This is a genomic window from Brevundimonas diminuta ATCC 11568, assembly GCF_000204035.1.
In the GTDB taxonomy this organism is placed as follows: Bacteria; Pseudomonadota; Alphaproteobacteria; order Caulobacterales; family Caulobacteraceae; genus Brevundimonas; species Brevundimonas diminuta.
On sequence record NZ_GL883084.1, the window covers coordinates 378,337 to 387,942 of the forward strand.

Here is a 9,606-nt window from a genome sequence, read left to right on the forward strand (position 1 = left end):
CTCGCGCGCGGCGCGGACCGCAGCGTCCCCAGCTTCAGCCCATAGCGGTCGCAGACGGCCTCGGCCGTATCCCCGGCCAGATAGTCGCGCCGCGCCGCCACCCAGACCGCCTCGGAGCGGACGCGATAGCCCTCCCGCGCCGCCGGGTCTTCGTAATAATGGCCGCGCGGGGCGTCAGCTGTCTCAGCCCGCTCGGCGGTCGAGGGCCGCACATGGTCGGGGATGTAGGTGGTGTCGCCGTACTCGTCCTGCTCCCACCGGCCGGAGGCGATGATGCGCGGCGCCTCCTCATGCCAGTGTTTCTCGGGCCAATCCTTCTCCCGCCCGCCCGAAGCCTGATCGTCCATCGCGCCGCCTCCTGCCTGAAAGGCGGAGGATGAAGGGCGGGTGCGTCAGGGTCGGACGGGAGGAAGGAAATCCTGAACGCTGACCTCTACCTATGGAACCATTGGCTCAGCTAGCGCTTGTCGGACCCGCTCAGCCAGGGCCTTCATCAGAGCGCCGTCTGCAATAGCGGCAACTTCCATCAGGGATCGATCATTGTGCCTAGCGCCTCGTCCTGGATACGATAGATGTCGCAGCAACAGGCTTAGAAGAGTTTTCCCTCGGATAAGATGTTGGTACCTCGCACAAACCTTCTCATAAGTCGCAGAACTTCTTGTAGAAATAAGCCTGCTCGATTCAATATCCGTAATAATATTTCCATCTCGATCTAATATACGATCAACATGCATGTCTACTAGGTGCGACTGGCCCTGACTATACAAATCGACTTCACGAGCAAACCAATTACACAATTGAGACAAGTCACGCCTAAATCGACCAACTTCTTCCCCGTGCAAAAGACGCTCTAATTCACCATCTATGTAAAGGTCATTTTCTATTGAGTAGCCGAAAGTCGTTGCTAACCATGGTGATACAAACTCTTCAGGCGGCTCTGAAAGAGCCCACATATCGAGATCAATGATAAAAGCAACCTTCCCTCCAGCCATCTCCGCGCGCCGTCGGAAAATCTCTAAAACTGTTGCCCTGCCCCCCACGGGAAAAAATGATGCCCCACTATCACTCACCATTGCCTCGACGCGCCTATATATAAAATAGTCGTCTTTCCCTTCCGTAATGACGGTAGGCAGGCTTGATCGGCGTATAGTTCCTATAACTTCATCAATAGAAAGAGATGACATATCTCAATCTTCACCACGATCTGGATTCAGAACGATCTCATGCTCGCCATAACGGCTATATATAAACGGGGAATGGGTAGCTACTATGAACTGATTAGAAGTGCCTTGAGATTCAAGTATTTCAAATAATGTACGCTGCCAATCCACATGTAGACTCAGCTCAGGTTCATCGATAAAAATTACTGCATCCCTGTAGAATGCATTGTAACATATGAAACTTAGTAGTTGCTTTTCGCCTGCCGAAAGCGACGTAGAATTTATCGCATTTGCAGCATCACCAAAACTAATACGTCCTGTTAAAGAAATACCGGAATGCTTAAGAACGCTCGTTACCGTCTTTTGAATTGCATCAAATGGCGCAAAAGTACGCTCCCTATCAGCATCTATAGATTCAATCTTTACCTTAACCTCCTTTAGAACAGACTCCGCCGTCCGACCCTTCTCAGATTGATCCTCAAATTTTCTGATATCATCTATAACTTCTTGCGATACCATACGTTGATAGTTACTAGACAGCTCAGACATTTCGGTATATTGCTTAAACAAAAGCGCAGAAATATCTGTAGTAGATATCGAAGAAACAAATGTGTGCTCTTCGTTACTTAGAGACTCAGAAACATTAGAAAGCGCTTCTTCTAGATTGCTCTTTGCTTTTGCAGACCTGTTAAGGAATGGGTTTGAAAGCCCCCCCCTGCCAGAGGAATTTTCGGTCGCAAAGCCACCCTCAATCCGCCGAAACGTCGGAAAAAATAGAGACCTGTCAATGTCTTCCAATATGTTCTTGGCGACCATTTCCGCATCGAATACAATGTCGCCGTCGTCATCCTCCTCATCTTCCATGACACGAGTTATGCCGTCGCGCGTTAACTCAACAACAGTCTCAGTCTTGCTCTTTTTTATAGCCCTAATAGTATAGCAGTTCGTCTCAATAAAAACATAGTCGTAATCGATTTCTCGACGTGCCTGCGCAATATTCCCGCTGACTATATACCACAGTAACTTTAGAACTGTAGTTTTCCCCGATCCATTTCGCCCGGTAAATATGTTCAGCCTCTCATTGAGACTGGACGAAATCACACCCTCTTGCCCCCAAAGCCCGCCGACCTCAAATCGCTTAATAAACATTTCAAATCCCTCACCAATTGCACACAATTCATAATGCGAGAAAGCTGAGCTGGCCAGCCTCTCACACCTTCACCTCGATCTCCCCGCCCCCGGCCCTGAACTTCGCGCTCATCTCGGCCATGCCCGCCTCGGCGTCCGTCAGGCTGGCGCCCGCGTCGTTCTGGGCCTTGGCGGCGTCGCGGATGTCCTGGCTGATCTTCATGCTGCAGAACTTGGGGCCGCACATGGAGCAGAAGTGGGCGGTCTTGTGCGCCTCCTTCGGCAGGGTCTCATCGTGGAATTTGCGGGCGGTCTCGGGGTCCAGGGAGAGGTTGAACTGGTCCTCCCAACGGAACTCGAAGCGGGCTCTGGAGAGGGCGTCGTCGTGGGCGCGGGCGCCAGGGTGGCCCTTGGCCAGGTCGGCGGCGTGGGCGGCGATCTTGTAGGTGATGACGCCGTCCTTGACGTCCTGACGGTCGGGCAGGCCCAGATGCTCCTTGGGCGTGACGTAGCAGAGCATGGCCGTGCCGAACCAGCCGATCATGGCCGCGCCGATGGCCGAGGTGATGTGGTCATAGCCGGGGGCGATGTCGGTGGTCAGCGGGCCAAGCGTATAGAAGGGCGCCTCGTGGCAGTGCTTGAGCTGCTCATCCATGTTGGCCTTGATCTTGTGCATCGGCACGTGGCCGGGGCCTTCGATCATGACCTGACAGCCCTTGGCCCAGGCGATCTTGGTCAGTTCGCCGAGGGTGCGCAGCTCGGCGAACTGGGCCTCGTCGTTGGCGTCGGCGATGGAGCCGGGGCGCAGGCCGTCGCCCAGCGAGAAGCTGACATCATAGGCGCGCATGATGTCGCAGATGTCCTCGAAGTGCTCGTAGAGGAAGCTCTCCTTGTGGTGGGCCAGGCACCACTTGGCCATGATGGAGCCGCCGCGCGAGACGATGCCTGTCACGCGTTTGGCCGTCATCGGCACGAAGGGCAGGCGCACCCCCGCGTGGATGGTGAAGTAGTCCACACCCTGTTCCGCCTGCTCGATCAGGGTGTCGCGGAAGACTTCCCACGTCAGGTCTTCGGCGACGCCGTTCACCTTCTCCAGCGCCTGATAGATGGGGACGGTGCCGATCGGCACGGAGCTGTTGCGGATGATCCAGTCGCGGATGTTGTGGATGTTGCGGCCCGTCGACAGGTCCATGACGTTGTCGGCGCCCCAGCGGGTGGCCCAGACCAGCTTGTCCACCTCGTCATCGACGCTGGAGAGGACGGCCGAGTTGCCGATGTTGGCGTTGATCTTCACCAGGAAGTTGCGGCCGATGATCATCGGCTCGACTTCGGGGTGGTTGATGTTGTGCGGGATGATGGCGCGGCCGCGCGCGATCTCTTGCCGGACGAACTCGGGGGTGACGAAGTCGGGGATCGAGGCGCCGAAGTCTTCGCCGTCGCGGATGCAGGGCGCGGTCTGTTCGCGGCGCAGGTTCTCGCGGATGGCGACGTATTCCATCTCGGGCGTGATGATCCCGGCCCTGGCGTATTCATACTGGGTGACGGGGCGGCCCTCGACGCCCTTGAACACGCGGTGGTTGGAGACGTCGAAGCGGGGGGCGAGGTGCTTGCCGCTGGCGTGGCCGTTGTCCTCGGGCTTGACCTCTCGCGGGTTCAGGACGGGGGCGATGTCGCCGCGATCCAACTGCCACGACGACTTCACGCGGGGCAGGCCCTTCTTGATGTCGATGGTCACGGAGGGGTCGGTGTAGGGGCCCGACGAGTCGTACATCGTCACCGGCGGCTCATTGGCGGACGGGTGGACGGCGACCTCGCGGAAAGGGACGCGGATGTCAGGGAAGAGCTCGCCCGCCACATAGACCTTCTGACCGCCCGCGCGGGGGCCGGTGGGGATGCGGCCATGCTCGGCGGCGACTTCCTTGCGGGCGTCGGCGAGGGCCAGATCGACCTGCGGCTCGTGCGGCTGTTCGTTGGAAACGTGGATATTCATTGTGGCGGCCTCCTGCGAGAAGAGGTCCGCCGGCGCGGTAGGAGCGCCCCCTACGCCGGACTTCGGGCGTCGAAAGCGGTGAACTCGTCCCTTCGCCGGCATGACCCGGATCAGGTTCGACGGGTCAGAGGAGAAACCTCAATCTCAGCCGCTCGATTGCGACCCCCCGGAGAACGGCGCGACCCTAGCCCGTTTGCACGGCGGGTCAAGCCGCGGGCGTGCTAGGGATCGGGACATGTTGACCATCCGCCCCTATCGCGCCGAGGATCGTGAGGCCTGCCTGGTTCTGTTCGACGGCAATATGCCGCGCTTCTTCGATGAGAGCGAGCGCGAGGGATTTGTCGCCTGGCTGGACGACCAGGCCCTGCATTGGCCTTACCTAGTGATCGAGCGCGACGATCAGATCGTCGCCTGCGGCGGCCATGCCGTCCAGCCGGACGGCAGCAGCGTGGCGATGTGCTGGGGCATGGTGGGGAACGCCCTGCACGGCCAGGGTCTGGGCCGTGCGCTGACCGAGGCGCGGCTGGCGGCGGCGCGGGCGACGCCGGGCGTCCGACGCGTGGTGCTGGACACCGGCCCGCACACTCACAGCTTCTACGCCCGCTTCGGCTTCAAGACGGTGAAGGTCACGCCTGACGGTTATGCGCCCGGCATGGATCGCTGGGACATGGAACTGAAGCTGGATTGAGGGAGAGGGGGCGGCCCGGCTTCTCAGTCGGGGGGCGTTAAGGCCGGGCCGCCGCAGACTTCGTCGGGGTTGGGGGGGCGTCCGACGTGTCCGATTGCACAATCCCCGGCCGCGATGTTGGTTCCGCTGATTTTCGCGTGTTAACGCTCTTTGTCGAACAATAATCGTTTTTCCCGCTGCGCCCGGTTTACTTGGCGCGCGGCGGTTCAGCAGGATCGTAAACATGGCGCGCGTACTGGGCGTTCTGGGCGGCATGGGGCCCGCCGCGACAACAGCCTTTCTGGCGCGGGTGCAGGCGCTGACGCCGGCCGGGGCGGACGAAGACCATGTGCGCGTCATCGCCGACATCAACCCCCAGGTGCCCAATCGCCATACTCAGCCCGAGGCGGCGGGCCGGACGCTGGGCGAGATGGCGCGGGCGCTGAAGGCGGCGGGCGCGCAGGTGCTGGCCATGCCATGCAACACGGCCCACGCCCATGCGGGCGCCATCCGCGCGGCGGGCCTGCCCTTCATCGACATGATCGCCGAAACCGCGAAGGCGGCGGGCGCGACCGGGGCGCGGCGGGTCGGGGTGCTAGCCACCCCGGGCGCCGCCTTGCTGTACGCCGAGGCTCTGGCCGCCGAAGGGCTGGAGATGGTCGCCCCCTCCCTCGCCGAGCGCGAACGGTTCATGCAGGTGGTGTTCGGGGTCAAGGCGGGCGACGTCGGACCTGACCAGCGCGCGGCCATGCGCGATTTGGCGAAGGCGCTGATCGCGGCGGGCGCCGAGGCGGTGATAGGCGGCTGCACCGAGGTTCCGCTGCTGCTGGATCAGGGCGACGTGGACGCGCCGCTGATCGACTCGGCCGAGGTGCTGGCGCGGGCCTGCGTGGCGGCGTGCCGCTGACCGGCCGCTAGGCGAGGCGCCCGGCTTGGCCTAAGCGGAAGGCGACGCCGTTTCAGCAGGAGCCTTCATCATGGATCGCCGCGCCTTCATCGCCGCTTCGTCCGCCGCCGTCGCCGCCTCGACCCTGGCCGGACCGGCCCTGGCGCGGAACGACCGTTTGCAGATCGGGATCATCGGCACGGGGCTGAGGGCGCAGAGCCTGATGTCCATCCTGCTGAAGCGGGCCGATGTGGACATCGTCGCCCTGTGCGACATCGAACCGCTGATGATCGCGCGGGCCAAGGGGATGATCGCCGCCGCCGGGAAGCCTGCGCCGCGCGCCTATGAAGGGGCGCCGGACCGGGCCTATCGCGACCTGCTGGCCCATCCGGGGCTGGACGCCGTCATCATCGCCACCCCGTGGGAATGGCACGCCCCCATGGCCATCGCGGCGATGGAGGCCAAGATCCCGGTCGGCTGCGAGGTGGTGGCGGGCGTCAGCCTTCAGGATCACTGGGACGTGCTGGAGGCGCACGAGCGGACCGGCACGCCCTATATGGTGCTGGAGAACGTCTGCTATCGCCGCGACGTGCTGGCGGTGCTGAACATGGTGCGCGCCGGGCTGTTCGGCGAGTTGGTCCACCTGCAGGGCGGCTATCAGCACGACCTGCGTGCGGTGAAGTTCAACAGCGGCGATCCGCAGCAGCCCTATGGCGGCGGGGTCGAGTTCGGGCCGAAGGGCTGGTCCGAGGCGCGCTGGCGCACCTGGCATTCGGTCAACCGCAACGGGGAGCTTTACCCGTCGCACGGCATCGGGCCGATCGCCAACTGGATCGACCTGAACCGGGGCAACCGGATGACGACGCTGACGGCCTATGCCTCCAAGGCGCGGGGGCTGCACGCCTATGTGGTCGACAACGGCGGGGCCGATCATCCGAACGCCCAGGTGCAGTTCAAGCTGGGCGATGTGGTGACGACCTCGATCGGCTGCGCCAACGGCGAGACCATCCTGCTGCAGCACGACACCAATCTGCCGCGGCCCTATTCGCTGGGCTTCCGGGTGCAGGGGGTGAAGGGGCTCTGGATGGATTTGAACAAGTCGGTCCACATCGAGGGCCGCAGCCCCGAGCACCAGTGGGAGGCGCAGGAGGCCTGGTTCGAGCAATACGACCACCCGCTGTGGAAGACCCACGCGGACACGGCGGCCGGGTCGGGGCACGGCGGCATGGACTTCTTCGTCATCCACGCCTTCGTCGAGGCGCTGAAGGCCAAGGCGGCGATGCCGTTGGACATCTATGACGCCGTGAGCTGGAGCGCGATCACCCCCCTGTCGGAACAGTCGATCGCCGAGGGCAATCGCACGGTGGACTTCCCCGACTTCACGCGCGGGGCGTGGCGCGAACGCAAGCCGATCTTCGGCTTCGACGGCGTGTATTGAGGCCTCTCCCGCCCCGTCACCCTCGGGACAAGCCCGAGGGTGACCGAGCAGAGGTCAGTTCTCCGACTTCCTGCCCATCAGCGGCGACAGCAGGCTGTTGACCTCGTCCATCTGGCCGTGGCCCTGGGCGGCGCGGTGCTCCAGTTCGTCAGCGCGGCGCTCAAGCGCGCGCGCGCGTTCGGCGCGCGGGTCGTCCTCGGGTACGGCGTGAAGGGCGGGACGACGGGCCTCCAGTTCGGCGATCAGCTCGTCGAAACGGGCCTGGTTCATGTTCTCGCCCTGCTCGAACAGGGCGATGGCTTCCTCCAGGGCGGCTTCAAAGGCGTCTTGATCGGGCATGGGCCTCATCCTCTTATGCTTACGCTTTCAATGAGCGGGGCCGTGCGCCGGTTCCGCCTTGGCCGCCGATCACGCAGGGTTTACGAGACCGCCATGCGCACCCTTTTCGCCTCCGCCGCCCTGATGGTCCTGCTGACCGCCTGCACCGTGTCGACGGAAGCGGCGCCGGAGCTAGCCGAGGTCGCGGGCGCCGTCTGCGACGTGCCGGACGACCTGCGCCCCGCCCGCCCCTATCGCATTCCGCAGGACGAGGTGGCGGCCGACGTGCCGGTCGCCTTCAACATGCTGGCGGTCAGCTGGTCGCCCCAGGCGTGCCGCAGCGGCAAGGACTATCCCGACGAACGCTATCAGTGCGCGGCCAATCAGTTCGGCCTGACCCTGCACGGGCTGTGGCCCAACGGCGCCGCTGACAAGCACCCGCGCTATTGCGCCGCCCCCGGCCCGGCCATTCCGGTCGAGACGGTACGCGAACATTTCTGCATGATCCCCTCGCCCAGCCTGCAACAACATGAATGGGCGGCGCACGGCACCTGCGGCTGGGACAGCCCCGAGGCCTATTTCGAGCAGGCGGCAAAGATGTGGGACGGGCTGAACAAGCCCGATCTGGAGGCCATCCCCGCCCAGCGCCTGACCGCCGGGGCGATCCGCGACGCCTTCGTCGCCGCCAATCCGGGCTTCCCGCGCGACGGGGTGTTCATCGCCACCACTGACGGCTGGTTCCGCGAGGCGCGGCTCTGCTACTCCAAGGACTATCGGCCGATGCGCTGCCCGCGCGGCCTGGGCGCCCCGGACCGCGAGCGGCTGAAGCTGGCCCCGAAAGGGGTTCCTGGCGGCGTGCAAACGACCGGTTAACCAGAACAGGGTCAGGCTGCGGGTTGCTGTTTCGTCCGAGGCCGTCATGTCGACCATGCTGACCCAGTCCCGCCGTCGTTCCAGCGACCATTTCCAGCCCGAGGACATGGAGCCGCAGGAGCAGCGCCGTCTGCGCGGTTTGCTGGAGCAGATCGACTACGCCGCCTATGTCGCCAACCGCGAACTGATCGGCCACGCCCTCGCCCAGGTGGACGTCGGCGCCTTTCAGAAGCTGGCCGTGCTGACGGCCCAGGCGCGGGCGCGCTGGGGCGCCGAGGCCGTGCGTCTGGCCGAATCCGGCGCTCCGGCCACCCCCGACCAGGTGGCCCGCCTGACCGCCGCCCGCACCGCCTATGACGAGCTGGCTGAGGCCTATGACGCCCTGCGCCGCATGGTGGAACGCGGTTACCTTCCCTTGCGCCAAGCGTGACCGTTCCCCTTATCCAGGGGCATGAAACGCCTGATCGCACTACTGGCAGCGGCGCTGCTTCTTTCCGGCTGCGGTTCTCAGGGTCGCGCTGACGATCCGCCAGCGGCCCGAGCCGACAATCCGGCGCTGACCGCCCTGTTCAACGCCGACCAGAAGGCGCGCAAGGACAATCATCTCGACCTGCTGGAAGCCATGGCCGACGCCGAACGCCTGGCCGAGACCAAGGCGATGCTGGGCCGTGGCGAGGTCCGATCCGACCCCGACTACTACCGAGCGGCTTTTATCTTCCACCACAGTCGTGAGGCGGACGACATCCTGAAAGCCCATGTGCTGGCGACCGCTGCCCTGGCGCAAGGTCATCAAGACGCCGCCTGGATCGCTGCGGCGAGTCTGGACCGCTATCTGCAGGCGACGGGACGGCCGCAGATCTACGGGACCCAGTACATTCAGATCGACGCAGGGATGACGCGCGGCGCCTTTGATCCCGGCTTCATGCCCGACAGCGTGCGCCGCGACACCCGCGTGCCGCCGCTGGCCGAGCAGAAGACGCCGCCGCTAGCGCGCTAGGTCAGTTCGGCCGCCAGATCAGTCCAGCTTCTGGGGCCGGGTGACGATGGGAGCGTTGGGATCGGTCTGAGCCGGACGCGCCTGGGTCGGCGGCGGGCCTTCGACCTGGGCCGGGGCGTCCGGTTGGGACGCGGCGGGCGGCGTCACCA

The 9,606-nt window shown here is 63.6% G+C and carries 11 protein-coding genes and 1 riboswitch; of the genes, 6 read left to right on the plus strand and 5 right to left on the minus strand.

Annotation, left to right across the window (positions count from 1 at the left end; translation table 11 throughout):
• The 4 genes from BDIM_RS17770 to thiC form a co-directional block, all read right to left on the minus strand.
• A partial coding sequence (locus BDIM_RS17770; RefSeq protein WP_040344562.1) for a hypothetical protein occupies window positions 1-347 on the minus strand: 347 nt, incomplete at its 3' end.
• 90 nt (window positions 348-437) lie between these two features.
• Complete coding sequence (locus tag BDIM_RS17350; RefSeq protein ID WP_143276798.1) at window positions 438-1,184, minus strand: hypothetical protein; 747 nt, start codon at window positions 1,182-1,184, stop codon at window positions 438-440.
• 3 nt (window positions 1,185-1,187) lie between these two features.
• On the minus strand, window positions 1,188-2,309 hold the full coding sequence (locus tag BDIM_RS16960) for an AAA family ATPase (RefSeq protein ID WP_081461812.1): 1,122 nt from the start codon (window positions 2,307-2,309) through the stop codon (window positions 1,188-1,190).
• A gap of 61 nt (window positions 2,310-2,370) precedes the next feature.
• Window positions 2,371-4,278 carry a phosphomethylpyrimidine synthase ThiC gene (gene thiC, locus BDIM_RS01925; protein WP_003163872.1) on the minus strand — a complete coding sequence of 636 codons (1,908 nt, stop codon included), beginning with the start codon at window positions 4,276-4,278 and terminating at the stop codon, window positions 2,371-2,373.
• Between the two features lie 69 nt (window positions 4,279-4,347).
• Window positions 4,348-4,457, minus strand: a riboswitch (TPP riboswitch).
• Window positions 4,458-4,513: 56 nt separating this feature from the next.
• Here thiC and BDIM_RS01930 point away from each other — a divergent pair.
• The 3 genes from BDIM_RS01930 to BDIM_RS01940 all read left to right on the plus strand — a co-directional run bounded on the left by BDIM_RS01930 (window position 4,514) and on the right by BDIM_RS01940 (window position 7,269).
• Complete coding sequence (locus BDIM_RS01930; protein ID WP_003163876.1) at window positions 4,514-4,966, plus strand: GNAT family N-acetyltransferase; 453 nt, start codon at window positions 4,514-4,516, stop codon at window positions 4,964-4,966.
• A gap of 223 nt (window positions 4,967-5,189) precedes the next feature.
• Entirely contained in the window at window positions 5,190-5,852 is a 663-nt protein-coding gene (cuyB, locus tag BDIM_RS01935; RefSeq protein WP_003163877.1) for a cysteate racemase, read from the plus strand.
• Between the two features lie 70 nt (window positions 5,853-5,922).
• On the plus strand, window positions 5,923-7,269 hold the full coding sequence (locus BDIM_RS01940) for a Gfo/Idh/MocA family protein (RefSeq protein WP_003163878.1): 1,347 nt from the start codon (window positions 5,923-5,925) through the stop codon (window positions 7,267-7,269).
• A gap of 54 nt (window positions 7,270-7,323) precedes the next feature.
• On the opposite strand, the gene BDIM_RS01945 is transcribed toward BDIM_RS01940, so the two are convergent.
• Window positions 7,324-7,608, minus strand: coding sequence for a hypothetical protein (locus tag BDIM_RS01945; RefSeq protein WP_003163879.1), 285 nt, complete (start codon window positions 7,606-7,608; stop codon window positions 7,324-7,326).
• 93 nt (window positions 7,609-7,701) lie between these two features.
• Here BDIM_RS01945 and BDIM_RS01950 point away from each other — a divergent pair, with 93 nt between their 5' ends.
• The 3 genes from BDIM_RS01950 to BDIM_RS01960 are packed head-to-tail and all read left to right on the plus strand — an operon-like array spanning window position 7,702 to window position 9,457.
• On the plus strand, window positions 7,702-8,460 hold the full coding sequence (locus BDIM_RS01950; protein ID WP_040344564.1) for a ribonuclease T2 family protein: 759 nt from the start codon (window positions 7,702-7,704) through the stop codon (window positions 8,458-8,460).
• Window positions 8,461-8,506: 46 nt separating this feature from the next.
• The gene (locus tag BDIM_RS01955; RefSeq protein ID WP_003163882.1) at window positions 8,507-8,890 is read left to right on the plus strand and encodes a hypothetical protein; all 384 of its coding nucleotides are present in this window, start codon (window positions 8,507-8,509) and stop codon (window positions 8,888-8,890) included.
• Window positions 8,891-8,911: 21 nt separating this feature from the next.
• The gene (locus BDIM_RS01960; protein ID WP_003163883.1) at window positions 8,912-9,457 is read left to right on the plus strand and encodes a hypothetical protein; all 546 of its coding nucleotides are present in this window, start codon (window positions 8,912-8,914) and stop codon (window positions 9,455-9,457) included.
• The last annotated feature ends 149 nt before the right edge of the window (window positions 9,458-9,606 follow it).

Coding starts and splice junctions, on each gene's coding strand:
- BDIM_RS17350 (WP_143276798.1), bottom strand. CDS start 1,184: ATGTCATCTCTTTCTATTGATGAAGTTATAGGAACTATACGCCGATCA.
- BDIM_RS01930 (WP_003163876.1), top strand. CDS start 4,514: ATGTTGACCATCCGCCCCTATCGCGCCGAGGATCGTGAGGCCTGCCTG.
- BDIM_RS01955 (WP_003163882.1), top strand. CDS start 8,507: ATGTCGACCATGCTGACCCAGTCCCGCCGTCGTTCCAGCGACCATTTC.
- BDIM_RS01940 (WP_003163878.1), top strand. CDS start 5,923: ATGGATCGCCGCGCCTTCATCGCCGCTTCGTCCGCCGCCGTCGCCGCC.
- cuyB (WP_003163877.1), top strand. CDS start 5,190: ATGGCGCGCGTACTGGGCGTTCTGGGCGGCATGGGGCCCGCCGCGACA.
- BDIM_RS01945 (WP_003163879.1), bottom strand. CDS start 7,608: ATGCCCGATCAAGACGCCTTTGAAGCCGCCCTGGAGGAAGCCATCGCC.
- BDIM_RS01960 (WP_003163883.1), top strand. CDS start 8,912: ATGAAACGCCTGATCGCACTACTGGCAGCGGCGCTGCTTCTTTCCGGC.
- BDIM_RS01950 (WP_040344564.1), top strand. CDS start 7,702: ATGCGCACCCTTTTCGCCTCCGCCGCCCTGATGGTCCTGCTGACCGCC.
- BDIM_RS16960 (WP_081461812.1), bottom strand. CDS start 2,309: ATGTTTATTAAGCGATTTGAGGTCGGCGGGCTTTGGGGGCAAGAGGGT.
- thiC (WP_003163872.1), bottom strand. CDS start 4,278: ATGAATATCCACGTTTCCAACGAACAGCCGCACGAGCCGCAGGTCGAT.